Genomic DNA, 26,371 nt, shown 5'->3' on the forward strand with positions numbered 1-26,371 from the left:
ATTATGGAAAACTGTACTATGGCCGAAGACTGCGACCTCTGTTTCGAGAACAGTACCCTTAATGCCGTAATAAATGGGAACATTGTAAGCATCAAGAACCCTGCAGGAGGCTCCATCACTGCCGATAGTATCGGTGAAGTCATTATGGACGAAAATTGTAAAAATCCGGGAGGATGTTCTGTTAAAATCAATAATAAGACCCATCTTGCCTCATGATGTATCATTTTGATGAAATCGTCCGCCGCAGGAACAGCAATTCCTACAAATGGGATACAGCAGAAGATGAGAATGTTTTACCGATGTGGGTCGCCGATATGGATTTCCGCACAGCTCCTGCCATTATCAACGCATTGGAACGGCGTGTACAGCATGGTATTTTCGGATATGCTAAAGTGCCGGAAACATATTTTGATGCGGTAATTGGCTGGTTCCGGAAAAGACATCATTTCACCATCGAAAGGGAATGGATACTGTTTACTTCGGGCGTCGTTCCAGCCCTTTCGGCTGTCATCAAAGCACTGACACAACCGGGCGATAAAGTAATCGTGCAGACTCCCGTCTACAATTGTTTTTTCTCCAGTATCCGAAACAACCAATGCGGAATGGTGGAAAACCGGCTGATCTATAAGGACGGCACATATAGCATCGATTTTGACGATCTCGAACAAAAAACCGCCGATACGTCAGCAAAGCTGTTGCTGCTCTGCAGTCCGCATAACCCTGCCGGAAGGGTATGGTCACGGGAAGAGCTGACAAAGATGGGTGAAATTTGCCTGCGGAATAACGTAATCATCGTTTCCGACGAAATTCACTGCGATCTGGTTTACCCCGGCCATACACATATCCCGTTTGCATCCATCAGCGAAAAATTCCTGAAAAATTCCGTTACCTGTACCGCCCCGAGCAAAACCTTCAATCTGGCAGGCATCCAGGTGGCCAATATCATTGCAGAAGATGAAGAAATACGCAGGAAGATCGACAAAGCCCTTAACATAAATGAGGTTTGCGAGATCAATGTTTTTGCCATAGAAGCCCTGATCGCTGCTTATAATGAAGGAGTGGAATGGCTGGAAGAACTGAAGGAATACCTGTACGGTAATTACCGTACACTTACCGGATTTTTTGAACAGCATCTTCCGCATCTGCCTGTTCTACCGCTTGAAGCGACTTATCTGGTATGGGTCGACTGTTCGGCATTGAACCGGACATCGGAAGAGATAACCAAAACCCTGCTTGATAAAGAAAAGCTGTGGATAAATGAAGGCACTATGTATGGTGAAGCAGGTGAAGGCTTTATACGTATCAATATTGCCACCCAACGCGAAAATCTGCTGAAAGGCCTCAAAAGCATCGAAAAGCAACTTAAACGATGAATAATTAAGCCATTAATACAAAATATGTACTTCAATAATATTTTATGGACCATTGGCAATACTCCCATGGTCCGGATCAATCAACTTAATCCCCACCCCGATGTTTTGCTTCTGGCCAAACTCGAGGGATTTAACCCGACAGGCAGCATCAAAGACAGGATTGCCCTGAAAATGATTGAAGAAGCTGAAAAAAAAGGTGAGTTGACCAAAGATAAGATCATCATCGAAGCCACTTCAGGAAATACAGGAATCGGACTTTCCATGATAGGAAGGGTGAGAGGATACAGGATACAAATTGTAATGAGCTCTGCCGTTTCGGAAGAAAGGCAAAAAATGATCAAAGCTTTTGGAGGGGAAATAATTCTCACTCCGCCCGAATTAGGGACTGATGGAGCCATCATGAAAGTAAAGGAATTGATAGAGTTGAATCCCGGAAAATTTTTCAACCCTAATCAGTTTTCGAACATCAATAATAAGCTGGCACACTACAAAACAACCGCCGAAGAAATATGGACCCAAACCCAGGGGCAGATCACACATTTTGTCTCTTCACTCGGCACATCGGGAACCTTAATGGGTGTGGGTAAGGGGCTGAAAGAGAAAAACCCCGCAATAAAGATCATAGAGGCTCATCCGGTCAAAGGTCACTATATACAGGGGTTGAAAAGCATGGAAGAAGCGATTGTCCCTGAAATATATGATGAATCGGAAATCAACATGAGTATTAAGGTAGAATCGGAAGAAGCTTTTGCAATGTCCCGGCGCATCATCAATGAAGAAGGTATCTTTGTAGGAATGAGTAGCGGAGCTGCCATGTTGGCAGCCCTTAAAGCAATTGAACAGCTGGATAAAGGAGTAATGGTGGTCATCTTTCCCGATAGGGGAGAAAAATACCTAAGTACCAGCTTATTTCCTGATTAACCGACCAGAGTTGCAGAAAAATCTATCTGGATGATGATAAATTTCAGTAATTTTGATATCTGTTTAACGGAAGAGAATAGTCTGGTTGCGCTGAATAAGGTGTTTAACGATTATTACGTATCTTCGTTGCCTGCAAATACAATAATTTATTGATCCCGTAAACAGCTATTTATGCAGTCCCTGAAAGGAAACGAGACATCCAGAGCAGGCATCTTCATAGCCTATTTCCTGATTTATGTAGTCTGGGGTTCCACCTATTATTTTATCGGTGTAGCTCTACGGGGACTACCGCCGTTTCTTCTTGGAGCGCTCCGTTTTACTACAGCAGGACTGATCTTATTGCTTTGGTGTTGGTACAGGGGTGAACCTGTTTTTAAAAAAAGCCTCATCAAAAAATCGGCCATCAGTGGCATTGTGCTGTTGTTTATCGACATGGCGGTCGTGATGTTGGCACAACGTTATATCAGCAGCAGCCTGGTGGCGATCATTGCCAGTTCAACGGCGATCTGGATCATGGCACTGGATGCTCCCATGTGGAAAAAAAACTTCCGCAACCCATTGGTAATCGTTGGCATCATCATTGGATTTCTCGGCGTCATGATGCTGTATGTGGAACAATTTAAATTCGACAATCATCCCGGTGAACACAGGGAATACGGTGTCCTCCTTTTGGTCTTCGGATGTATCTCATGGGCACTCGGCACACTCTATGCCAAATACCGTTCATCGGGTGAGGAAGAAGTGAACGCTTTTGCCGGTTCTGCATGGCAGATGCTCTTCGCAAGTGCCATGTTCTGGATATGCGCATTTTTCAGTGGAGATATAACGAATACTGACCTACGTATCGTTCCCACAACTTCATGGCTATCGCTGGCGTATCTGATCATATTTGGTTCTATCATGGCCTACTCTGCTTATGTATGGCTGCTCAAAGTACGTCCGGCAACCGAAGTCGCCACACACGCATATGTCAATCCTTTTGTTGCAGTATTTATTGGTATGGTTTTCGGGAAAGAAGAGGTTACATGGATACAAATGGCGGGACTGGTGGTGATATTAGCCAGTGTGATGTTGATCAATAGAAAAAGAAAAAAGGCACTTAAGTAATTGAGATCCGAAAATCAACAAAAAATACTACAATGAAAACGAATATTCATTATTTACTTCTTTCTTTTCTGATAGTTACCTTATTATTATCCTGTAGCAATGCAAATAATACAAAAGCAGAAAAGAAACCCACATTAAAAGAGGCCTTAAACGGTAAATTTCTCATCGGCACCGCCCTGAATCTGGCACAGGTGTATAATAGAGACTCCTCATCTGTGAATATCATAAAAACACAGTTCAATTCGATTGTTGCCGAGAACTGCATGAAGAGCATGTATCTGCAACCCAGAGAGGGAGAGTTTTTCTTCGGCGATGCAGATAAATTTGTTGAATTCGGAGAAAAGAACAACATGTTTATTATAGGTCATACGTTGATCTGGCATTCACAAGCCCCGGCCTGGTTCTTTGTGGATGAAAAAGGAAAAGATGTTTCCCGCGAGGTATTGGTTCAACGCATGAAAAACCACATCACTACCGTTGTCTCCCGCTACAAGGGACGGATAAAAGGATGGGATGTGGTTAATGAAGCCATCCTGGAAAATGGAACTTACCGCAAAAGCAAGTTTTACGAAATTATTGGTGAAGACTTTATTCCTCTGGCATTTCAGTTTGCAAACGAAGCAGATCCGGATGCTGAACTTTACTATAACGATTATAATGAATGGTACAAAGGGAAACGTGAGACCCTGGTTAATCTGGTGAAATCATTCAAAGAAAAAGGTATTCGTATAGATGCTATAGGGATGCAGGGACATATTGGAATGGATATTCCCACACTCGAGGAATATGAGTCAACCATTGAGGATTATCACCGGGCAGGGGTAAAAGTAATGATAACAGAATTAGATTTAAGTGCATTACCTTCACCCTGGGGAACCAGTGCCAATATATCCGACACAGTGGACTATCAGAAACAGATGAATCCTTATACCGATGGTTTACCTCAGGAGATCGAAGCAGAATGGGAAAACCGTTATCTTGATTTCTTCCGCTTGTTTCTGAAGAACCAGAATAAGATCGGCCGCGTCACCCTCTGGGGTGTTTCTGATCGTGATTCCTGGAGAAATAATTTCCCGGTAAAAGGCAGGACAGATTATCCGTTGTTGTTCGACCGGAAGTATCAGGCCAAACCCATAGTAGAGAAGATCATTCAAATATCGGTAGGGAATTAAGATATCAAACAAAACTTTACTGAAAAAACTGTAGTCCAGCCATGCGGATATATCTGAAATCCAGCCAGTCCTGATGTTTCACGTATTCGAAAATAAAGTTGAGTACCAGAGGATCAACACTCATAATCCCAGTCCAGTTCGGTCGAAACGGTACATCAGATTTTTTTTGATCAGACAGTTAAGCGCATCAGGAGATAACCCTATAATAATAAACATGATTAATACCCGATTTTAACACAAATAAAAATACATAACAAACAATTCATTATCAAACAAGATTGATATTTCAATCATCCAACCTTTCCATTCAGGAAATCTTCTATGAATCAAATTTTCCGAGCCTCTTGTTTTTTACATATATTTTAAAAACCGAACAGGAGTATCCCTAAAGGATTCAGGAAGCGGAAGAAGTAATATTTTATTTAAAAATAAATTCCGTATCTTGTCTCATATTTTTTAATGCATTTTAATCTTTTCTCGCTGAGAATTGCTCTAAAAAGTAGTTTATATAATATACTCATTTTCAACCACAGAACAACATCATGCAAAGTTTAAAAGGAAAAGTTATCATTGTAATGGATGCTTCCAGCGGTATAGGCGAAGCTACTGTAAAGAAAATTGCAGAAAAAGGCGGAAAGATGGTCATTGCAGCCCGGTGGCCTAACCATTAACTCCTAAAATATCATCATATAATATCCACAAACATAGCGGCATACACACTGTCATGAACAAAATTGGACATTTAGTTTCACTGAGCCCTTCGGGGTTCATCTAACCATTTAAAATAATTTTATACAGATGAAAGCAATCGTCTTAAAACAGTTCGGAGGAATTGAAAACTTCTCATTGAAAGAAATCCCCGAACCACAGATAAAGAGCGGGCAGGTATTGATCCGTGTAGAAGCAATCGGCATCAATCCCGTAGATATAAAAACCCGCAAAGGAGGCGGACAAGCTGCACAATATAAAGATACCCCCGAAATGGTCATCGGATGGGATGTGGCCGGAGTAATCACCAGGGTTGCCGGAGACGTAAAAGACTTTAGCCCGGGAGATGAGGTTTTCGGTACCATCAATTTCCCCGGGCAGGGAGGTGCTTATGCCGAATATGCCGCTGCTCCCGCCAATCAACTCGCCCGTAAACCCGCCAATATATCCATGCCCGAGGCCGCAGCTTCAACACTATCGGCATTGACAGCCTGGCAGGCACTTATGTATCTGGGACATATCAGGAAAGGAGACCGTGTGTTGATTCATGGTGGTGCCGGAGGAGTCGGTAATTTCGCCGTACAGATAGCTAAAAAAACAGGATGTCATGTCATCACAACAGCATCGGCATCTGATGCCGGTTTCGTGAAAAATCTCGGTGCAAACGAAGTGATCGATTACAAGACACAGAAGTTCGAAGAATTGATCAGCAATATTGATTTTATACTCGATCCCATCGGCGGCGAAAACTTCGTCCGTTCATTAAAAGTGCTGAAACCCGAAGGCACTATTGTATTGATATCCTCCCCTAATATAGAAGAAACGAATAAGATAGCCAAAGAGCAACATGTCAGAAATTACAAACCGATGATGATGCATTCGGACGGAGAAGATATGGGACATATTGCCGGAATGCTCGCCGATGGCAGCCTGAAAGTGCATGTGGATAAAACATTTCCTTTCGATAAGATACCCGAAGCCCACAACCAACTGGAAAACGGAAAAGTGAGAGGGAAAATAGTTGCTTTGGCTTAATAACTATCGTTCTTTGCAACAAGATAATTTGTGCCTTACAGCAACATATCTGTCGGAAAACGAAGAAAATCAACAGAGATAAACAGGTTGATCTTCTTTCGTTTCACTTTCAAAAGTTAAAATTCTAATTATTTTTATATTTTCTAAAATGAATAACAGATAGTAAATCTTGTATAGATAATCGAACAACTTACGATTATCTATACAAGGTTTACTATTTTTGTGTTCCTATTGGAATATTGTTCATGCTGCTGAACCCGAAAAAGTACGGAAAGACAAAAAGGGCTTCAAATCAATCGTACACTGGCCCGTAATATAGCATGGACCATCAGGAATGTAAAGCCGGCCTCACAATCTCTACCGGAAGTAGAAAACCGGGTACGAATAAATTTAAAAAAAAAATAAAAATAAGAGCGAAATAATATGTTTCAGGATATAGTACCGCATACTTTGAATATAAGCTATCAAAATCTAAAACCAAAAGATGATGATTATCTGACTTCGTATAATAGTAATCTGGTATTGATCCATGAAGATACGACATTCCATTTTCCTGCAATAACAGATATACTCCTGCATCACCGTATAAATTCAGACCGGCTGATTTATTTGTTCGACATAGACGGTAAAAAATTCTTCCTTAATCCAGACAGCCTGCCTGAAATCAGTAATTTTAAATATCAGGATGTACGTTCATTCCGAAACAGGCAGCCCGGCTGGTTGTGTTTCGGCGCAGCAACTGCAATGCACTTGGCCCGATGGTATGAAAATAACCAATTCTGCGGTAAGTGTGCCTGTCGAATGTTATCTAAAGAAGAGGAAAGGGCTTTATGCTGTCCTGAATGCGGTCTGGTGATTTATCCTGGGATAAACCCGGTAATTATTGTCGGCATTACAGATAATGATCGATTACTTTTGGTAAAAAATGCCAACTCGGAATACAAAGACTATGGGCTTGTCTCCGGGTTCATGGAGGTAGGTGAAACACTGGAGGACTGTGTAAAGAGGGAAGTAATGGAGGAAGTCGGATTGACCGTCAGAAATATCAGTTATTATAAAAGCCAACCATGGGCATTCTCAGAATCGATATTGGCCGGTTTTTTCGCGGAAGTAGATGGAAATCCAGAACCGGTTCCGGATGGAAAGGAACTGTCGGAAGCTATTTGGTTCTCCAGAGAAGAACTACCTGCGGGTGATTCCGGATTCAGTCTTACCTGGGATATGATCGAAAACTTCCGGCTCGGGAATGTGTAATTTTGATCCTTGTATGGAGCCTTTCAGTAAATCTTTTTTTATTATGTCACCTCGTCGAAATGTTCCTGCGCCTACTCGATCATCATCTGGACGGAAGGCATCAGGCTTTCGCCCATCTCAGTAAGCGAATATTCCACACACGGAGGTATCTCGGCAAATGCTTCCCGATTTAGCAAATGATCCTTTTCTAATCGTTTTAAAGTATGTGTAAGCATCTTTTGCGATATGTCGGGTATTCATTGGTGCCGGAAGAGTTCTTAAAAATGTATTTAAAAACTTTATCCAGCACCAAGAGGAATTTTGTATATATCCAAGCTGGAATATCAGAAACTTCAGTGGACATCCGGATTATATTACAAACCGCTTTAAGAACAAATTTCTCATCAATTATTGTATGTCATAACCATCCGTCGGGAAACTTTATTCCGAGCCAACCGGATAAATTACTCACCGATAAAATAAATGGCGCTTGCAGAACAATGAATATAAGTCTATTAGATCACATTATTGTTGCAATAGAAGGTTATTATAGTTTTGCTGATGATGGGAAGATATATTAACAGAAAATGAAATGTTATGGTGCAAATAAAAAAGCGGCTGAGAAAACTATTCTTAACCGCTTGATTTTCTAGTGACCCCGGAGAGGCTCGAACTCTCGACCCATTGATTAAGAGTCAATTGCTCTACCAACTGAGCTACGGAGTCATTTTTTTGGTGGGTCAAAGTTAGGGAAAAATAATAAACGGACAAATATTGATTTCATTTTACTTTCATCCGGTCGAACCCTTTTCCGTATACGCCCATCACATTTCCCATAGAGATAAAAGCTTCCGGGTCCACCTCCTTTATTGCTCGAAAAACATTGGTGACCTCATATTTCCGGACAATGACCAGGATCATCTTAGTGGGTTTTTTGGTGTACCATCCCTGTGCATCCACCAGGGTCAGTCCGCGTTTGACATTGACAAAAATATGTTCCGCCACTTGTTCATACTTATCCGAAAAAATAAAAAGCTGGTACGACTGTTTGGAACCCGCCAGCACAAAATCAATAACATAGCTGGATATCACCATCACACAATAACCATAGATCATTCGTTCCAGGGAATGGAAAATAAAGAATGAAGAAGAAATAATGACCACATCCACCGTCATGATCACACGTCCCGGACTGATGTTCCGCTGGCTGGTGATCATCATGGCAATCAGGTCGGTTCCGCCTGCACTTCCACCCTGTGTAAAAACGATGCCGGTTCCTATACCTGCCAGAATAGCCCCCACGATAGTAGCCAGTAAGGTATCTTTCACCAGCGGATCCGGAAAAACTTCCTGGAAAACACCCAATAAAAGGGAAAAGACAATCACCCCATACACAGATTTCAAACCAAAATTCACGTTGACCATTTTCATTGCTATCAGGATCAATAAACTGTTGACCAGCAGATAAGTGATCCCTGCCGGGAATCCTGTGGCAAAATAAACGATGGCAGCAATACCGCTCACGCCGCCGCCGGTAACATTACTAGGAATAAGAAAAGCTCCCCATCCGAAAGTAGTACAAAGCAACCCAAAAGTAATAATTACATGGGAACGCAATATGGCAAATGTTTTTGATTCTTTTTTCATGAATGAAAGCATATTAAAATTCGTGCAAAAGAAAGTAAGAAAATCTTATTCCGCAATGACTTAAGTAACCCCAATAAATGAATGCCATACTTATTAAACGTAATTAACTTGACCAATGCGACTTAAGAAAAAACAAATAGCACTGAATGCTTAAGAGAATAACAACATATTTATTTTAATGTTTATGATAACTGACAGGTTTGTTATATTTGCATCTCATATTCTGCAAAAAATATTTTTAATGGCTGCATCTTGTCATCATCAATGAACATATATATTCGTTTTCTTTAGTAAACCATCAAAACATTCACCAATGATAGAAAATATCCCTCAAATACGCCACACAACATGCGGTAATTTTTTTCTGCTGGCCGGTCCCTGCGTGATAGAAAACGAAGGCATATGTTTTGATATCGCCCGCCGTATCAAGGAAATAACAGACCGGTTACAGATCCCCTATGTCTTCAAAGGCTCTTTTAAAAAAGCCAATCGTTCCCGCCTTGATTCCTTTACCGGTATCGGAGACCAAAAAGCCCTGCAAATTCTCGCTGATATCCGTGAGAACCTGCAAATTCCCACAGTTACCGATATCCATACCGAAGCCGATGCCGAAATGGCCGCCCCGTATGTGGATATCTTGCAGATACCGGCATTCCTGAGCAGACAAACAGATCTGTTGGTTGCTGCAGCAAAAACCGGAAAAATGATCAATATCAAAAAAGGTCAGTTCATGGCTCCCGAGGCCATGCAATTTGCAGCAGATAAAGTAAGACAGGCCGGAAATGAAAAAATAATCCTGACAGACCGCGGTACCATGTTCGGTTATTATGATCTGATTGTCGATTACCGCGGGATCAAACGGATGCAGGAGACCGGATTACCGGTGGTACTGGACATCACACATTCACTGCAACAACCCAATACAACAGAAGGAGTAACCGGTGGCTTGCCACAGTTAATTGAGACAATTGCCCGTGCCGGTGTTGCAGTCGGTGTTGACGGAATTTTCCTCGAAACGCATCCTGAACCCGCCTGTGCAAAATCAGACGGAGCCAACATGCTTCCCCTTGATCAACTGGAAGACCTGCTCAGAAAACTGGTACGGATCCGGCAGGCGGTCAATAACTTTTAATTTTTTGCCTTGTCGCTTGCCGACAATATTCCTTTCCATAACATCCGGACATCTTCCGGGGTAATATTCTTTCTCGGAAGCGAATGATCGATTCCGAACATTTCATAAACATCTGCCAGCAAAGGCCTTTTAAATTTGTTTTTTATTCTTCTGGAAATATCACTCCGGGAAGCATCAAAAAGCATATTTCTCGAAAAATAAAAATTTAAAAAGAATTCCTCACCCTTCCACTCCCCCATATCCGTGAGATAGAAAATATTGTTCTGTACCCTGATATCCCTGGGGTATCCATCAACCGTCAAAGGATGCACCTTTGAGACCGTATTATAAAACAGGTTGTTTTCAATAATGGAATGGGTATGGCCGGATCCATGGAACTGCAACAGGATATTCCTGTCATTCATACTGATATTGTTCCGTATAAGGTGTCCGATATTTTCTGCATCCGGCACCACTTTCGAGCTGCCGTGCAACAAAAGAAAACCTCCTTCATTATCATGGCTGAAATTATATTGGTAGGTGTGCCCTATCGAATAGGCATCACAGTCAAAAGCCATACCGTCCCGGGTGCTGCGTGTATTCCATACTTCGTTGTACCGGATCAGTACCGAATCGCTGTTCCATGCCCATAAGGCGGCATTGAATTCTTTCGACCGGGAAGCTGCCCCGTTTACCTTATTGTATTCAATAGACGCCTTGAATGCCACCTGTGGAACAATACCGTCCCCACCGATACTTTCCAGATCATTCCCCCGTATCACAATATTCAGGTTGGCCTGGTATTCTCCCATCTCGTCCATCCAGGAATATGGATAATCTTTCTCCCTCAGCCTTCTCTGCCAGTAAGAACTGACACAGATCCCGGTCCTGTTTATCATAAACATCCTGTTACCTGAAATATCCACTCCATTAAAGAACGATGGCTTCTCTTTTCCGATTACCGCCAACAGGATACCCCCGCTCCCATGGAAATCTTTCGTATCATTACCCTTCACATGATGGATGTAATTGTTTCGGATGGTGATTCCTTTCAATTCTCCGGTATCTGAAGCTACCACATATATTCCCCGCCTCCTGTCGTTTCCGTGGTTATCAAAATCGACCATCCGGTTCCCGGGTATATTGGTAATTTCCAGGTCGCGGATCTCCCAGTATTGCTGGTTGCGCAACAAAACAGCCTGGAAAGTCCGATATTCCTCAAAATAGACTGGATCAGCCTCTCCTCCATGTATGCACGGCAATTTCTCCCCACCATACTTTGAGATAACGATGGGCTGTTCTTCTGTTCCGGAACCCTGAGGAAAAAGCATTCCAAACCATTGCTGTCCGGAGCGGAACAGGATGGAATCACCGGGCTTAAAAACCGATTGATTGACCTGCCTTAACGTTTGCCATGCATAATCCGGAGAAAGTCCGCTGTTGTAGTCATTTCCCGTAAAAGCATCGACAAAGTAAGTCCGTCCGGAAACAGACAAAGTAAACAAACAAACAACAATACATATTAAAAACGGTATTTTTTTTGTTTTACCGGTCATAAGCAGGTCTGATTTGTTTCACAAAGATAATGATCTAATGCAAAAGGAACGCTTTTATGACAGGAATCTGACGATCATAGTTCTAAGCAATTACAGGAACATTCAAATTTACCGATGGACGACTTGAAATTTTGACTAATTTTGTGTTCATTTTCTGAAACCCGATCAATTCATCAAAATCATTAGTTCGCTTTGGAACCTTTAAACGAAAAAGAAGCCATCATTATAAAAGGGGCAAGGGTCAATAATCTGAAAAATATAGATGTGACCATTCCCCGGGATCAATTCATTGTCATTACCGGATTAAGCGGTTCTGGGAAATCATCATTGGCTTATGATACCATATATGCGGAAGGACAACGTCGTTATGTGGAAAGCCTATCATCGTATGCGCGCCAGTTTCTGGGCCGCATCCATAAACCCGAAGTAGATTTTATCCGTGGAATACCGCCGGCCATTGCCATCGAACAAAAAGTAAATACGCGCAATCCACGTTCAACAGTAGGAACTTCCACTGAGATCTATGATTACCTCAAACTGCTTTTTGCACGCATAGGCATCACCTATTCGCCCCTGTCAGGGGAAGTGGTCCGGAAAGATTCGGTAACAGATGTCGTCAATTATATCTTATCCCTCCCGGAAGGAACCAATGCGCTTATTCTCTATCCCTTCAATGAACAGCAGAAAAAGAACTTCGGTGCATACCGGGAAATACTGTTGTCGCAGGGAAGCAGCCGTATTGAGATCAACGGAGAGATCAAACGGCTGGAGGAAGTCCCGGTAAAGGACAAATTTTCTGAAAAAGACGAAGTAAATCTGGTCATCGACAGGATACGCGTAGCATATGATGAAGAGTCTTCCGCACGTTACGCCGACTCTATTCAAACTGCTTTTAATGAAGGAGACGGGCGTTGTATCATCAGGACCATGGATGAAAAGAATGTCGCGAAAGAATTCTCCAATCGTTTTGAGCGCGACGGTATCCTTTTCGACGAGCCCAATGAACATATGTTCAGCTTTAACAGTCCTTATGGGGCCTGCCCCAAATGCGAAGGGTACGGAAAAGTCATCGGTATCGACGAAGACCTGGTGGTTCCGGATAAAAGCCTGTCCATCTATCAGGATGCCGTGGCTAGTTGGAGAGGAGAAAGCATGAGTGCATGGAAGAACAAGTTGATTTATATCGCCGATAAAATCAATTTCCCCATCCATAAACCTTACAATGAGTTGACGGAAAAACAACTCGACATATTGTGGCACGGCACACGTAATTTCAGCGGCATCGATGGGTTTTTCAAATACCTGGATGAAAATAAATACAAGATACAATACCGTGTAATGACTGCCCGTTACAGCGGGAAAACGACCTGCCCGGAATGTAAAGGCGGCCGGTTACGAAAAGAATCCACATACGTAAAGATCAACGGAAAAACCATCAATGAACTGGTGTTACTACCGTTAGACGAACTACATACCTGGTTCGCAACTCTTCAGCTGAATGATTATGAACAACAGGTCGCACAGCGGATCCTTACGGAGATCATTAACCGGTTGGACTACCTGACTCAGGTAGGATTGAGTTACCTGACGCTTAACCGGCTATCTTCCACCTTGTCGGGGGGAGAAGCGCAACGCATCAATCTGGCAACCTCACTGGGCAGCAGCCTGGTGGGATCGCTTTATATACTGGACGAACCCAGCATCGGATTACATCCGAGAGACACTACCCAGCTGATAGGAGTATTAAGAAAACTTCAGGCACTGGGAAATACCGTGCTGGTTGTGGAACATGATGAAGAGATCATGCGTGCCGCCGACCGTATTATCGATATAGGACCACTGGCAGGCCGCCTGGGAGGCGAAATCGTCTTTGAAGGTACTTCCGAAGAATTGGAGCACTCGAAGAACAGTCTGACCGCAGATTATCTGACAGGCCGGGAACAGATCGCACTTCCTGCCCAACGCCGTAAATGGAACAGTTATATAGAGCTTTCAGGCGCCCGGGCCAACAACCTGAAAAATGTCACGGCACGCTTTCCTTTAAATGTATTGTGTGTGGTGACGGGGGTCAGCGGATCGGGCAAGTCAACGCTGGTCCGTGATATCCTGTATGCGGCACTCGGAAGACGCATCAATGGGGTAAGCGAAGAACGGGCCGGAGCTTTTGACAAGATCACCGGGGATATCGCAAAACTGAAATCCATTGAATTTGTGGACCAAAATCCGATCGGGCGGTCAACCCGGTCAAATCCGGTCACCTATAGCAAAGCTTATGACGATATCCGGAAATTATTTTCCGAACAGCCTCAAGCCAAATATAACGATCTGAAGCCGGCCCACTTTTCATTCAATGTAGAAGGAGGACGTTGTGAAGAATGTCAGGGAGAAGGTGAAATCACCGTTGAGATGCAATTCATGGCAGATGTGAAACTGGAATGCGAAGCCTGCCATGGCAAAAAATTCAAAGAAGATGTACTGGAGGTCACTTATCAGGGTAAAAACATCTATGACGTGCTGGAACTTACCGTAGACGAAGCAATAGAATTCTTCGGAAATAAAAAATCCACCCCTGAAAAAAAGATCGTGGAAAAGCTAAAGCCATTGTCTGATGTGGGACTCGGATATGTAAAGCTGGGACAATCGTCAAGTACATTAAGCGGTGGTGAAAGTCAGCGTATCAAACTGGCGTCTTTCATTTCCCGGGAAAATAGCGAACTCCCGACACTTTTTATTTTTGACGAACCAACCACGGGACTGCATTTTCACGATATCCGGAAGTTACTGGATGCATTCAATATGTTGATCGAGAATGGACACAGCGTATTGGTGATCGAACACAATCCGGATGTGATCAAATGTGCCGACTGGGTCATTGACCTGGGACCGGAAGGAGGAAAAGGCGGAGGAACCATTATCTGCGAAGGGACTCCGGAAAAGATCGTATCATGCGACAAATCTTACACAGGTCAGTACCTGAAAGGAAAAATTTAATGTATAGCAATGTATCTCAACACCTGTCATCGATTTTCAGGAAAAGAATTATCTTTGCGCACATTTAGAAGAAGTAATATCTTTACATGGATCATATCAGGAATTTTTGTATTATCGCCCATATCGATCATGGGAAAAGCACATTAGCAGATCGATTATTACAGGCAACCAATACCGTTGCCGAACGTGATTTTCAGGACCAGATACTGGACAATATGGATCTGGAACGTGAACGCGGCATCACCATTAAAAGCCATGCCATCCAGATGGATTACGTGCATGATGGGAAAAAATATACTTTGAACCTGATCGATACCCCCGGCCATGTCGACTTTTCGTATGAGGTCTCCCGGTCTATCGCTGCCTGTGAGGGTGCACTTCTGATCGTCGATGCCACACAGGGTATCCAGGCCCAGACAATTTCCAATCTTTATAAAGCTATTGAATACAACCTGGAAATTATCCCTGTCTTGAATAAAATGGATATGGCCGCAGCCATGCCTGATATTGTAAAAGACCAGATTGTCGATCTTCTCGGTTGTGACCGTGACGATATCATCGAGGCCAGTGGAAAAACGGGATTAGGCGTGGAAACAATCCTTGACCGCATCATCCATGTAGTTCCGCCACCGAAAGGAGATCCGGAAGCCCCGCTCCAGGCGCTTATTTTCGACTCTGTATTCAATTCTTTCCGTGGAATCATTGCTTATTTCAAAATTGTCAACGGAAGCATCTCATCCGGAGATCATGTTAAATTTTTCAATACCGGCAAAGAATATGACGCGGATGAAATCGGCGTCATGCGAATAAAACTGGAGCCGCGTGAGACTTTGAATACCGGGGATGTGGGTTATATCATTTCCGGCATAAAGGCAGCACGTGAAGTGAAAGTCGGGGATACCATCACGCATGTGGACAGACCGAGCCAAAGCGCTATTGCCGGGTTTGAAGAAGTAAAACCTATGGTGTTTGCCGGTATTTATCCGGTAGATGCCAGCGATTACGAGGAACTACGGGCATCCATTGAAAAACTGCAGTTGAACGATGCATCCCTTACCTTCGTTCCGGAATCATCTGCAGCCCTTGGTTTTGGTTTCCGTTGTGGATTCCTCGGTCTCCTGCATATGGAGATAATACAGGAACGGCTCGACCGTGAATTTGACATGGATGTAATCACTACCGTTCCAAACGTATCCTATAAAGTATATACCAATAAAGACGAAATACTTGAAGTGCATAATCCTTCCGGACTTCCTCCGGTCACGCATATCGACCGTATCGAAGAACCTTATATTAAAGCACAGGTAATTACCCAGGCTGAATTTCTGGGCACGATCATGAAGTTATGCCTGGACAAACGGGGTACGCTTAAAAATCAGGTATTTCTGACCACTGACAGGGTCGAGTTGAATTTTGAAATGCCGCTGGCAGAAATAGTATTCGACTTTTATGACCGGTTAAAAAGTATTTCAAAAGGCTATGCTTCTTTTGATTATTATACCTCCGGTTATCAGCAGGCCGATCTCGTAAAGCTGGATATCCTGTTGAACGGAGAAAGTGTAGATGCTTTGTCCGCACTGATACACAGGGGCAATGCCTATGATTTTGGCCGCCGGATCTGCGAAAAGCTGAAAGAGCTCATACCCCGTCAACAGTTTGATATTGCCATACAGGCTGCTATAGGGGCGAAAATCATAGCAAGGGAAACCATAAAAGCTGTCCGTAAGGATGTTACAGCTAAGTGTTATGGTGGGGATATTTCGCGTAAACGAAAATTACTTGAAAAACAGAAAAAAGGTAAAAAGCGTATGCGGCAAATCGGAAATGTAGAAGTACCTCAATCTGCATTTTTGGCAGTCCTGAAATTAAATGACTAAATGTCATTCGTGGAAATGATAAGAAAAATCAAAAACCATGAACGATTATAGAAATCTTTCTATAACTTTGTCGTGCCTACATAATAAAAGCGTTGATAAGTAGTTATTTATTATTATATAGGTCAACATTGATCAAGGTGAATGATAAAAGTAACTTTCTTATTGGAAGTCACGTATATATCTTAATAAAGTAAATTGGAATAATGAATTCTCGCAATATATTTTTTGTCATACTCACCATATGTTTTATCTCCACACCTTTGAGTTATGGTCAGAAAAATTCAAAGGTAAAAAAAGCATATGAGGAATTTAGTGCCGGCCACTACAGTTCTGCTGCGGATATGCTGAGAAAGGCTTATTCATCAGTCAAAAATAAAGACGAACAGGCCGCGATCTTATTCAAAATAGGGGAATGCTACAGGCTGACCAGCGAACCTTCCCGTGCGGAGTCGTGGTACATCAAGGCCATCAACAAAGGTTACCAGGATCCGATCGTACATCTATACCTGGCTGATGCAAAAAAGATGAACCAGAAATACGCAGAAGCCAAAGAAGAATACGTCAAATATAAAGAAAAAGCACCCAATGACAGGCGGGCCGACGACGGTATCAAATCTACCGAACTGGCAATTACCTGGATGGAGACCGGGAACGGTTACCAGGTGGAAAATATGAAATTCTTTAATTCACGCCAGAGTGATTATTGCCCTGCATATGCTTCCGATGATTATACCACCGTATATTTTACATCGTCACGCGATGCTGCAACAGGTAAGAATGTTAATGCCGTAACCGGAGAAAGCTTTTCCGATATTTTTGTTTCTAAACTCGACCGGAAAAATGTCTGGAGCCAGCCGGTGCCTATCGATGGAGATGTCAATACCGAAGTAGATGAAGGTATTTGTTCATTTACCCCGGATTTCCGGACCATGTATTTTACCCGTTGCCGGTCTGCCAAAAATAAAGCATGGGGCTGCCAGATTGTCACAGCACAGCTGGTAAATGGCAGATGGACCAAAGAGAAAGCGATCGACATTGCCAATGACAGTGTAGTCATAGCCCATCCGGCTATTTCTCCGGATGAACTGACCTTATATTTTGTTACAGATATGCCTGGTGGACAAGGCGGTAAAGACATCTGGAAAGTGACACGTTCTAATTCCGGTGACAATTGGGGTACTCCTGAAAACCTGGGTCCTACTATCAATACTCCGGGCGATGAAATGTTCCCCTATGTTCATGCCGACGGGACCCTTTATTTCTCATCCAACGGCCATATAGGCCTGGGTGGACTGGATATATTCAAAGCCAGGAATGATGAAGGACAATGGATAGTAGAGAATCTGGGCTATCCGATCAATTCCCCTTCAGATGATTTTGGTATTACTTTCCAGGCTGAATCGGAACAGGGATTCTTCTCTTCGAATCGTACATCCCGCGGTGATGATGATATTTTCGTATTCTCCCTTCCTCCGCTTGCCTTCAACCTGACAGGCGTTGTGGTGGATGAAAAAACAAATGCCGTATTACCTGAATCTACCGTAAAAATTATCAGTAGCGACGGTATTACCAATGAAATGCCGACAGGAGCAGACGGTACATTCAAAATAACATTGAAACCCAATGTCGATTATGTCTTTATTGCTTCAAAGAAAGGGTATCTTAATGGTAAAGAACGTGAAACGACAAAGGGATTGGAACGCAGCAAAGATTTCCGTATCACCATTCCATTGTCTTCGATTGCTAACCCAATTGAATTGACCAACATATTCTATGATTTCGCCAAATGGGATCTTCGTCCCGAATCCATGGTCGCTTTGGATAGGTTAGTAGAAACATTAAATGACAATCCACATATTACCATAGAATTAGGATCGCACACCGACTCTCGTGGTACCATAGCAGATAATGAAGTATTGTCACAACGACGTGCACAATCAGTGGTAGATTACCTCATCCAGAAAGACATAGCTTCTGACCGCCTTACAGCAAAAGGATATGGGGAAGAACATCCTAAGGTGGTAGATGATGAGTTGGCGAAACAATATCCATTCCTGCCTAAAGGAACCCGGTTAACCGAAGAGTTTATCAATTCGCTGACCGATAATAATCAACAGGAAATTGCGCATCAGATCAACCGGCGCACTGAATTTAGAGTACTTCGTACGGATTATAATGAATAAAAAGATGAAATATATTTTTAACTATTTTTAAGAATTATATAAAACGCCTCAATTTTTATGGCATAATTTTTGTTCTTAATATAATAGTTTCATAGTAGCAGTAGTTTTTCTCATAAGTTAGTAGTTGTAAATGTTAGTAATTGAAAAGAGCCGTTCGGGAGAACCGCTCTTTTTTCGTTATATCAGCCTTGTATGTGGGGATTGCTACATTCATACCCCGGATATCAGGAATACTATTTATGTTTTTTCTTTAGTAACTTTTTGGCAGAAACAGCCGCTCCGATAATCCCGGCCTCGTTAAACAGGTCGGCAGGTACTATTTTGGCACGGGATTCAAACGGGATACCGTTTTTCGCTAATTTCTTGGCCAGCCCGCCTCCAATAATAACCAGGTCCGGCCAAAACATTTCTTCAATATAATCAATATATGTTTTAAGCCGTAGCATCCATTCATCCCAGCTCAATTCAAATTTCTTCCGGGCTGCATCGGAAGCCCATTTTTCAGCATCTTCAATCCCTCCGGGCAAGCAAATGTGTCCCCATTCGCAATTCGGAACAAGTTTGCCTTTGGTAAAAAGGGAACATCCTATGCCGGTACCTACGGTCAACATGATCACGACCCCTTTATTTTTCTTTCCGGCACCATATTGCATTTCAGCCATTCCGGCAGCATCAGCATCATTTACAGTAATGCATTTATTATCGGTCCGCTTTTCTATCAACTTTTCAAGGTTCACATCCAGCCAGCCATCATCGATATTGGCCGCGGTTTTGACTATCCCATGCTGCATCACACCCGGAAAGCCGATGCCGATAGGCCCGTTCCATTTCAATTTCTTTGCAATATTCCTGATCACACCCACCACTGCTTCAGGAGTAGATGGATCCGGAGTTGGAAGCCGGTACTTTTCAGTAGTCATTTCCCCTGTTTTAACGTTCACTATAGCACCTTTAATGCCGGAACCTCCAATATCAATACCCAATATAAACTTCGATTTCATAGGATTATTTTTTAGGTTGTATGTTTTATATGATTCAATTATCCTGTTTGATAGAACAAACTTACACTTTTTTTTAAAATAATCATTTTCGAAGTGATCATTCCTGAAATTTTGTTATTCAATCCGGACAATGCGGTTTGGTAAGGTAAAAAGTCTCCGATTTAAGAAAAAGATTATCGCTTTAATTTGTTTTTTATATCAACATTTTTATTACCTTTGCCGCCTCAAAAAGTATATTTTAATAAAAATGGAATCAATCACATTAAAAGCCTCTTTGCGTAAAGAGACCGGAAAAAAATCGTCAAAAGCAATCAGAACAAAGGAATCAGTTCCATGTGTTTTATACGGAGGAAAGGAAAACGTTAATTTTTATGTTGCCGAAGGAGACTTTCGTGGATTGGTTTATACGCCTACAGTATACCTGATCAATCTGGATGTGGATGGAAAAGTCCATAATGTTGTCATCAAGGATTTACAATTTCATCCGGTAACGGACAAATTGTTACACGCCGATTTTTATGAGGTATCAGAAGATAAGCCTCTGGTTATTGAAGTTCCTGTTAAAATCACCGGTTCTTCCATGGGTGTACGTGAAGGGGGAAAATTAGTGGTGGAAAAAAGGAAAATAGCCGTAAAAGGTTTGGTCAAGGATATTCCTGCAGAGATTGCAATTGATATCACAGAATTGGGTATCGGAAAAGCGATCCGCGCCGGGGAAATTGAAGCCAAAAAAATTGAGGTTGTCGTACCCAAAGACACTCCTGTTGTATCTATTCGCACAACCAGAGCAGCGGCAGCAGCGGCAGCAGAAGCTGCTAAACAATAATGATTTAATTGATCAATCATATAAGAAGAACCCCGGAGTCTGATATAGGCTCCGGGGTTCTTCTTATATGATTTGCTCTTAAGTGAATTTTCTTCTTCAATTATTGGAGAATCAGGATTCTCCCGACCTTTATTCGTCCTGCGATCAAGGTCTCCTTCCAGTGGATTGGCCTTTCATTTTCTGGAATTCATACCTCCGGTTGTAACGGAAGAAACGTTCGCTTTGTCCGAAAGTAATCGTCACCATTAACTCATGGGAACCATAAGAATATTTCCGGATACTGCTTAGAGTATGGTCAAAAGCATAACCGAAATGATATTGTTTATACCGGGCCCCGAATAAAAGGCTTACCCCGCCAATATTACCGCCTCCGCCCGTACGATAAGAAAAACCACCCCAGAACTGGTCATAATAATAACCCATGACATTGATATCCAATTGTCCGATACCATGTTCATTCATTTTCCCCTGTAAAGTGGGCATGATATTCCATTCCGGATTCAATTCGAAGATATACCCTCCCATCAAAAGATATTGCCGCTCAATACGGTAGTTTGAACTATTACGTCCGCCAAACATGAGAAATGATTGAAACAGGTTGGATACGGACAGACCAACATAATAATCACGGGTCGTATAGTGTATCCCAAATGAAGCATCGGGAACAAAACTATTTAATTTTGATGCATTGAGGAACATATCATCATCTTCCGTCTCTATTTTACCTCTGTCGATATATAATTGGAACAGGTTAGCTGACAACCCTAATGAAAGTTGTCCGAAACGATCTTCCAGATGGTAAGCATAAGTAAACTGTGCACCTGTTGTACGGATAGGACCTCTTATATCGTTGAACAGGGCTACTCCTACCCCTATATTTTCCGGAGAAAAGAAACCGGAAGTCCCACGCCTGCTCCTGCTTCCAAAAAGGCCTTGACGGGGTAAGCGGGCTTGTCCTGTTAAGGTTTGATTGGTAGGTGAAGCTGAGAAACCGGTCCACTGGTCTTTGATAACCACTCCGACCGATGAAAAGCCATCACTGCCTGCTGCTGCCGGATTCAACAGGAAGCGGTTGAAAAGATATTGTGTAAAAGGCTGGGATTGCTGAGCATTGACTGTAATACAGGACAACAAAACAATAACCGTAGCACTGACAATATAGGTATATATTTTTCTTGAACTCATACTTTCTTTACCGGATAATGGAGATTGTCCCGAGTAGAGGCCTGCTTGATTTTCCATCATTCAAATTAATGACATAATAATATGCCTCCATAGGAAGAACATTACCATTGGTATCACGACCATCCCATGGTTGGGGATAACCTCTGGCCGAAGTAAATACTTTTCTCCCCCAACGGTCGAAAACCTCCACTACCGCATTTGGATACTCACTTAACACCTTTATTTCCCATACATCATTATCTCCGTCCCCATTGGGAGTAAAAGTATTAGGAATCCTAAACAACACCGGCTCCGGTGCTTCTTCGCATGCCAGCACAACCACAGTATCCGATGCCGTACATCCGTCCAGGTCAGCCCGAACCCAATATACTATATTTTCCTTTGTGTCATGTCCTGAAATATCAATAAAAGAAGAGGTACCTGTTTGTCCGGTAGACCAGGTATAAACTGTCCCTTGTGGATTGCGGTTAGGATTAAGGGCATGTAGCCGGAATTCCGGTGTACAGACCATGGTATCTTTTCCTAATGCAACTGTAGGGGTTGGACTTTCAATAACCGTAATAAAATTAGTGATCAAACAACCATTCCAGTCAATTGTCTTTAATTCGTAAGTTCCTGCCTTGGTAATGGTATTATTAATAATGGTATAATCTGCCCATTGATATGCCTGGAAATCTGACTCATTAAACATTATTTCGACTGCGTTTCCATTACATATGGTATATCTGTCCTGGGAAAAAACAGCTTCGGTCCCTACAACGGCTACATCCAGATAGGCCCAATCACCGGCACAACCTGTATCCGTTATTTCCTGAACACCTAACTGATAAGTCCCCCTGTTAAAGCCCCACTGGACAACAATTGAATCAGAATAGGCCTGAAGCAACTGCCCGGCATTACCAGGAACGGTATAGTCGAATACAGTATTTAAACCGACTATTCCCGGATCGCGTGTAGCTTTAAACACGGATTTACTTCCCACGCACACCTTAGTATCCTGCGAATAACCAGAATGTAAGATAGTAGAAAATACCGCTATCAGAAATAATATGTATGAATGTTTGATCAACGTAAACCTTCCTTTGTTCTATTCTTTTATATAAACCTAAGCCCTGCGTTGAAATCCGTCACAGAGCTTAGGATATATATTTCCTGAAAATGAAAGACTAACTAAGATATTTACATATTCCTAACATGTTGCAATTTCTTGGTTGCCGGCTGAGGAGCGACAATCAAAGTGAATTCGCCACTAGGGATATCTGTTCCTGCAACTGCAGCAATTTCAGTCGGATTCAATGCCTTACGGGATATTCTATCCGTCAGTTTGGTAATGGTAACTTTATACAGGCCGGCCTGAGTTACATCAACAGGCATTGAATAATTGCCCGCTTTACTTGCTGATGTACCGATTGTTGCATTTTTAGTGGAAGAAGTAGCGCCACTACCGTCAAAATTAGAGAAAGCAAGGGTATATTCTACTTCCCATGCACCAAAACCGGTTAATGCGATGTTATCAATATTAACACTGGTCATTGAAGATGAATAACAGGTGGCTGCCTGAGCCGGAGTGGGCCAGGCTAAAGTCGGTTTGGCTACTATGGTGATATTAGCCAAAGTATCTGCTGCTTCACAAAGGGCAGTACCATTAAATACCGTACGAACATTAGCCCTTAACTTGTAAGTACCGGGAGAAGTGGGCATCTTAACGCTTATCTCATTATTGGTATAATAACCCGAACCCGCAGTAGCTTCAGTGAGCGTGGCTCCGGCTAAATCCAGAATTGTCCAGTTTTGATTCACACCACTCGCATTTTCAAACAACCATTTGTATTGATAAACCAATCCTGTTACAGCTGTCTGTGCCTGTGTCTTATATGGCATACGGCTACCCACTGTCACAGAGTCGATACTTTCACCACCGGTGCTGGTAAAGTCCGTATAATTAGGTGCCTGGGCAAAAGCTCCTGAAGACAACAGGGCTATGGCTGAGACCAAAATACCCGTTTTAAAAATATTTATCGCTTTCATTTTCTTTATTTTATTGAAGGTTATTTTTTCGGTATATGATTATATTATGGATTCAGATTCGGTATATGATAGATCGGACCGGTTTGTGCAGGTTTGATCAGGTTATATACAAATTGGTTGGCTCCGCTGGTAATGACGCCCGCCACACTGGATTTCCTGGATACACGGTCTGTAATAGATGTAATGACAACAGTATATGCGCCATAATCTTCGAATTCCAATACGAAACTACCTCCTGCTGCCATATTGACTGAAGCAGTATATGGTGTAGCAGCTCCTCCATCTTTGGATAATGTATATCCGACAATTACCTGGCTGGAACTGGAAGTGGCCGTTACATCAAAAGTATAGGAAGCCTTATTGGAAGAAGTTACGCCCGGTACACACTGGGTAAATGAATATTGGGAACTTACCTGGTCAAAGCCGATTACCGGTTTAGCTATGACAGCCACCGGTATTTTCGTAGGAGTGCCTTCACACACCGTACCACCTGATGTTGGTTTCTCACGGACGATCAAAGTATCTATGGCAGGATTCGCACCCCATGTCACTGCTGATATATGGGTAGTGCTCCCGTCTGTTGTACCCACTGCAGGTGTTTTCACAGACCACTCAAATGTTGATGTTAATTTAGTGACATCCACAGGATCAATGATATTTCCCGATCCGTCATAAAAATTGGAGTTAAACGCCCGGTCAGGCAACACAAAATATTTCATGGTAGAAGTTACTGTCACCGAGTCACGTTCCTCTTGAGGAAGATCCGGACCTCCAGAACTATTATATCCATGCTGGTAATGGGCCTTACCATCGATCTGGACATTTGTCGGATTGGTTTGTGCATAAGTACTTCCCGCAACAAAGAGGAATATGGCAACAATACAATAAGTCAATATATTTTTCATGGTTTAGATATTATGTTCTATATTAATGATACATTCTATATGATAGGTTATAACAGGCTATCTGTTTTTATAAAAAAGGATATATCACACTCCAAATATCGTGTAATACAATCCTGATAAATACGGGGGAATGAGGCATTGATCAACTCCATGGGCTTTTTATTTATTCGTTTTTTACCTTACTAGCTTATACGCTAAATTTTAATTCAGGTTACATTTTTGGAAAAAAAGGTGGAAACTCATTCAGCCGATTTCCAGACAAAAACGCTAGATCCATATTCAAAAACGACAATTTCATCGCACAAATTTGCATCTTTTTCCTTATTAACCGGAACAAGAACCTGAATTGGCTATAGCCCAATTAAAAAGAGAGGGCTATCATTTCGGATAGCCCTCTCCTATAGGTATAAAATAAGTTGGATTGATTTATCTAAAGCTTTCCTTATCACCGAACATTTTAAACTTAACAACATCGGGACATGGTATGGAACCCCTTCTGTTTGACTTGTTTCCTTCATTAAAGGAGAATGAAACGGTTATTTCATGGGAACCACCTGTAGCCGGTCCTAAATTAGATACGGTAAAATCATAACTATATCCAATGGCAATATTATTAAAGGCGACACCGACAGTGAAGATGAGGGCATCATAAGACGGATGGTCCTTACTGGGTAATCCCCTCCATCCGACACCCAGCAATAACGGCGCACGATACCAGTTGGCGCCAATATCGAGCTGGTAGTAACCCTCGGACATCTTGAACATATAATTCATAGAAATCACTTCAGGTGTTCTACCGACATTGTTCCTTAACCCGAAATTGATACCTCCGAATTGGGACCATTGGATAGGAATACGAGACTCATCCCGGCGGGTGGTCGACGCATTGGGACGCAATAAATGGTCGGCAGTAAGACCGAACCACATTCTCCGGTTATAAAGCACCACAGATGATCCGGCATCAAAGTAATAATAAGGTTTGGTATCCTGTTCCACACTGGAAGAACTCGTACCTGTCTCGGATATCTGATCGGGAAAAATTGTACTTGAATACTTAATACTGCGTTGAGAATAAGAAAATGATATCCCCGGGCGGATCCGCCAATCATCATTGATATTAAAACGGTAGGAATACAAACCCTTGATTTGGGTCATTCCATATTTGGCGGAGCCCATAACATCCCTCAGAAAGACCAATCCGATGCCACTGTTGATGGCATAGAAATTATGGTCTATCCCTACCGAATAGGTCAAAAATGAACCCGGTAGTTTTGCCCATTGGTCCCGGTAACTGACAAAGGCTCTTGAACCCAATGAATTTCCGGCAAAAGAGGGTGCGATAAGCAACGGGCTGGCATAATATTGCGAGAACTGTGCATCCTGCGCAGATATCGGCAAACCCATGGAAACCACTATCACTAAAGTAAATATATAAAATCTTATCATCACAATCTAATAACTATCTTTCTCCTTTTACGAAATATATGGTTAGGAAGTTACATATTTGTGCAT

General features: G+C 42.4%; 22 protein-coding genes and 1 tRNA gene. 13 read left to right on the forward strand and 10 right to left on the reverse strand.

Annotated features, from left to right (window positions below):
- From LBQ60_18230 to nudC, 7 genes are all read left to right on the forward strand, one after another.
- Positions 1–216 (forward strand): DUF3737 family protein (locus LBQ60_18230; protein ID MDR2039864.1); only part of this gene is annotated, 216 nt, incomplete at its 5' end.
- Positions 213–1,373 carry a pyridoxal phosphate-dependent aminotransferase gene (locus LBQ60_18235; GenBank protein MDR2039865.1) on the forward strand — a complete coding sequence of 387 codons (1,161 nt, stop codon included), beginning with the start codon at positions 213–215 and terminating at the stop codon, positions 1,371–1,373. The genes LBQ60_18230 and LBQ60_18235, both read left to right, overlap by 4 nt.
- A 24-nt stretch (positions 1,374–1,397) precedes the next feature.
- Positions 1,398–2,294 carry a cysteine synthase family protein gene (locus LBQ60_18240; GenBank protein ID MDR2039866.1) on the forward strand — a complete coding sequence of 299 codons (897 nt, stop codon included), beginning with the start codon at positions 1,398–1,400 and terminating at the stop codon, positions 2,292–2,294.
- 171 nt (positions 2,295–2,465) lie between these two features.
- Complete coding sequence (locus LBQ60_18245; protein MDR2039867.1) at positions 2,466–3,401, forward strand: EamA family transporter; 936 nt, start codon at positions 2,466–2,468, stop codon at positions 3,399–3,401.
- Positions 3,402–3,433: 32 nt separating this feature from the next.
- On the forward strand, positions 3,434–4,573 hold the full coding sequence (locus tag LBQ60_18250; GenBank protein MDR2039868.1) for an endo-1,4-beta-xylanase: 1,140 nt from the start codon (positions 3,434–3,436) through the stop codon (positions 4,571–4,573).
- 798 nt (positions 4,574–5,371) lie between these two features.
- Positions 5,372–6,316: an NADP-dependent oxidoreductase gene (locus LBQ60_18255; GenBank protein ID MDR2039869.1), complete on the forward strand. Its 945-nt coding sequence runs from the start codon at positions 5,372–5,374 to the stop codon at positions 6,314–6,316.
- Positions 6,317–6,739: 423 nt separating this feature from the next.
- A complete protein-coding gene (nudC, locus tag LBQ60_18260) occupies positions 6,740–7,570 on the forward strand; it encodes an NAD(+) diphosphatase (protein MDR2039870.1) in 831 nt (276 codons plus the stop codon).
- Between the two features lie 71 nt (positions 7,571–7,641).
- On the opposite strand, the gene LBQ60_18265 is transcribed toward nudC, so the two are convergent.
- Positions 7,642–7,806: a winged helix-turn-helix transcriptional regulator gene (locus tag LBQ60_18265; GenBank protein MDR2039871.1), complete on the reverse strand. Its 165-nt coding sequence runs from the start codon at positions 7,804–7,806 to the stop codon at positions 7,642–7,644.
- On the opposite strand from LBQ60_18265, the gene LBQ60_18270 reads away from it, so the two are divergent.
- Positions 7,774–8,130, forward strand: coding sequence for a DNA repair protein (locus tag LBQ60_18270; GenBank protein MDR2039872.1), 357 nt, complete (start codon positions 7,774–7,776; stop codon positions 8,128–8,130). The genes LBQ60_18265 and LBQ60_18270 overlap by 33 nt on opposite strands.
- A 72-nt stretch (positions 8,131–8,202) precedes the next feature.
- Here the strand turns inward: LBQ60_18270 and LBQ60_18275 are convergent.
- Together LBQ60_18275 and LBQ60_18280 are read right to left on the reverse strand one after the other, a co-directional pair.
- Positions 8,203–8,275: transfer RNA gene (locus LBQ60_18275), tRNA-Lys, on the reverse strand.
- A 54-nt stretch (positions 8,276–8,329) separates the two neighbouring features.
- Positions 8,330–9,196, reverse strand: a complete 867-nt coding sequence (locus LBQ60_18280) for a YitT family protein (protein ID MDR2039873.1) — start codon at positions 9,194–9,196, stop codon at positions 8,330–8,332.
- A 325-nt stretch (positions 9,197–9,521) separates the two neighbouring features.
- Between LBQ60_18280 and kdsA the strand changes: the two genes are divergently transcribed.
- Positions 9,522–10,328, forward strand: a complete 807-nt coding sequence (gene kdsA, locus LBQ60_18285; GenBank protein ID MDR2039874.1) for a 3-deoxy-8-phosphooctulonate synthase — start codon at positions 9,522–9,524, stop codon at positions 10,326–10,328.
- On the opposite strand, the gene LBQ60_18290 is transcribed toward kdsA, so the two are convergent.
- Positions 10,325–11,863 (reverse strand): hypothetical protein, encoded by a 1,539-nt coding sequence (locus LBQ60_18290; protein ID MDR2039875.1) that lies wholly within the window; start codon positions 11,861–11,863, stop codon positions 10,325–10,327. The two genes, kdsA and LBQ60_18290, sit on opposite strands and share 4 nt — an antisense overlap.
- A 192-nt stretch (positions 11,864–12,055) precedes the next feature.
- Between LBQ60_18290 and uvrA the strand changes: the two genes are divergently transcribed.
- From uvrA to LBQ60_18305, 3 genes are all read left to right on the forward strand, one after another.
- Complete coding sequence (uvrA, locus tag LBQ60_18295) at positions 12,056–14,854, forward strand: excinuclease ABC subunit UvrA (GenBank protein MDR2039876.1); 2,799 nt, start codon at positions 12,056–12,058, stop codon at positions 14,852–14,854.
- An 86-nt stretch (positions 14,855–14,940) separates the two neighbouring features.
- Positions 14,941–16,731: a translation elongation factor 4 gene (lepA, locus tag LBQ60_18300; protein MDR2039877.1), complete on the forward strand. Its 1,791-nt coding sequence runs from the start codon at positions 14,941–14,943 to the stop codon at positions 16,729–16,731.
- Positions 16,732–16,934: 203 nt separating this feature from the next.
- A complete protein-coding gene (locus LBQ60_18305) occupies positions 16,935–18,914 on the forward strand; it encodes an OmpA family protein (protein ID MDR2039878.1) in 1,980 nt (659 codons plus the stop codon).
- A gap of 233 nt (positions 18,915–19,147) precedes the next feature.
- Here LBQ60_18305 and LBQ60_18310 read toward each other — a convergent pair whose 3' ends face one another.
- Positions 19,148–19,915, reverse strand: a complete 768-nt coding sequence (locus LBQ60_18310) for an ROK family protein (protein MDR2039879.1) — start codon at positions 19,913–19,915, stop codon at positions 19,148–19,150.
- Between the two features lie 247 nt (positions 19,916–20,162).
- Here LBQ60_18310 and LBQ60_18315 point away from each other — a divergent pair, with 247 nt between their 5' ends.
- Positions 20,163–20,741 carry a 50S ribosomal protein L25/general stress protein Ctc gene (locus LBQ60_18315; GenBank protein ID MDR2039880.1) on the forward strand — a complete coding sequence of 193 codons (579 nt, stop codon included), beginning with the start codon at positions 20,163–20,165 and terminating at the stop codon, positions 20,739–20,741.
- 144 nt (positions 20,742–20,885) lie between these two features.
- Here the strand turns inward: LBQ60_18315 and LBQ60_18320 are convergent, their stop codons facing one another.
- The 5 genes from LBQ60_18320 to LBQ60_18340 form a co-directional block, all read right to left on the reverse strand.
- The gene (locus tag LBQ60_18320; protein MDR2039881.1) at positions 20,886–21,986 is read right to left on the reverse strand and encodes a type IX secretion system membrane protein PorP/SprF; all 1,101 of its coding nucleotides are present in this window, start codon (positions 21,984–21,986) and stop codon (positions 20,886–20,888) included.
- Positions 21,934–22,893 carry a gliding motility-associated C-terminal domain-containing protein gene (locus LBQ60_18325; protein ID MDR2039882.1) on the reverse strand — a complete coding sequence of 320 codons (960 nt, stop codon included), beginning with the start codon at positions 22,891–22,893 and terminating at the stop codon, positions 21,934–21,936. The genes LBQ60_18320 and LBQ60_18325 overlap by 53 nt, the downstream gene beginning before the upstream one ends.
- 212 nt (positions 22,894–23,105) lie before the next feature.
- Entirely contained in the window at positions 23,106–23,954 is an 849-nt protein-coding gene (locus tag LBQ60_18330) for a hypothetical protein (protein MDR2039883.1), read from the reverse strand.
- A 44-nt stretch (positions 23,955–23,998) separates the two neighbouring features.
- Positions 23,999–24,859: a hypothetical protein gene (locus LBQ60_18335; GenBank protein ID MDR2039884.1), complete on the reverse strand. Its 861-nt coding sequence runs from the start codon at positions 24,857–24,859 to the stop codon at positions 23,999–24,001.
- 426 nt (positions 24,860–25,285) lie between these two features.
- Positions 25,286–26,305 (reverse strand): PorP/SprF family type IX secretion system membrane protein, encoded by a 1,020-nt coding sequence (locus LBQ60_18340; protein MDR2039885.1) that lies wholly within the window; start codon positions 26,303–26,305, stop codon positions 25,286–25,288.
- Between the last annotated feature and the right edge of the window lie 66 nt (positions 26,306–26,371).

The organism is Bacteroidales bacterium (genome assembly GCA_031275285.1).
GTDB lineage: Bacteria > Bacteroidota > Bacteroidia > Bacteroidales > UBA4181 > JAIRLS01.

What these genes read in the sequence shown, in the direction of transcription:
- LBQ60_18305 (MDR2039878.1), top strand. Translation starts at nt 16,935, where the DNA reads ATGAATTCTCGCAATATATTTTTTGTCATACTCACCATATGTTTTATC.
- LBQ60_18330 (MDR2039883.1), bottom strand. Translation starts at nt 23,954, where the DNA reads ATGAAAGCGATAAATATTTTTAAAACGGGTATTTTGGTCTCAGCCATA.
- LBQ60_18340 (MDR2039885.1), bottom strand. Translation starts at nt 26,305, where the DNA reads ATGATAAGATTTTATATATTTACTTTAGTGATAGTGGTTTCCATGGGT.
- LBQ60_18235 (MDR2039865.1), top strand. Translation starts at nt 213, where the DNA reads ATGATGTATCATTTTGATGAAATCGTCCGCCGCAGGAACAGCAATTCC.
- LBQ60_18255 (MDR2039869.1), top strand. Translation starts at nt 5,372, where the DNA reads ATGAAAGCAATCGTCTTAAAACAGTTCGGAGGAATTGAAAACTTCTCA.
- LBQ60_18290 (MDR2039875.1), bottom strand. Translation starts at nt 11,863, where the DNA reads ATGACCGGTAAAACAAAAAAAATACCGTTTTTAATATGTATTGTTGTT.
- LBQ60_18310 (MDR2039879.1), bottom strand. Translation starts at nt 19,915, where the DNA reads ATGAAATCGAAGTTTATATTGGGTATTGATATTGGAGGTTCCGGCATT.
- LBQ60_18270 (MDR2039872.1), top strand. Translation starts at nt 7,774, where the DNA reads ATGTGTAAGCATCTTTTGCGATATGTCGGGTATTCATTGGTGCCGGAA.
- nudC (MDR2039870.1), top strand. Translation starts at nt 6,740, where the DNA reads ATGTTTCAGGATATAGTACCGCATACTTTGAATATAAGCTATCAAAAT.
- LBQ60_18315 (MDR2039880.1), top strand. Translation starts at nt 20,163, where the DNA reads ATGGAATCAATCACATTAAAAGCCTCTTTGCGTAAAGAGACCGGAAAA.
- lepA (MDR2039877.1), top strand. Translation starts at nt 14,941, where the DNA reads ATGGATCATATCAGGAATTTTTGTATTATCGCCCATATCGATCATGGG.
- LBQ60_18240 (MDR2039866.1), top strand. Translation starts at nt 1,398, where the DNA reads ATGTACTTCAATAATATTTTATGGACCATTGGCAATACTCCCATGGTC.
- LBQ60_18320 (MDR2039881.1), bottom strand. Translation starts at nt 21,986, where the DNA reads ATGATGGAAAATCAAGCAGGCCTCTACTCGGGACAATCTCCATTATCC.
- LBQ60_18335 (MDR2039884.1), bottom strand. Translation starts at nt 24,859, where the DNA reads ATGAAAAATATATTGACTTATTGTATTGTTGCCATATTCCTCTTTGTT.
- LBQ60_18280 (MDR2039873.1), bottom strand. Translation starts at nt 9,196, where the DNA reads ATGAAAAAAGAATCAAAAACATTTGCCATATTGCGTTCCCATGTAATT.
- LBQ60_18250 (MDR2039868.1), top strand. Translation starts at nt 3,434, where the DNA reads ATGAAAACGAATATTCATTATTTACTTCTTTCTTTTCTGATAGTTACC.
- LBQ60_18245 (MDR2039867.1), top strand. Translation starts at nt 2,466, where the DNA reads ATGCAGTCCCTGAAAGGAAACGAGACATCCAGAGCAGGCATCTTCATA.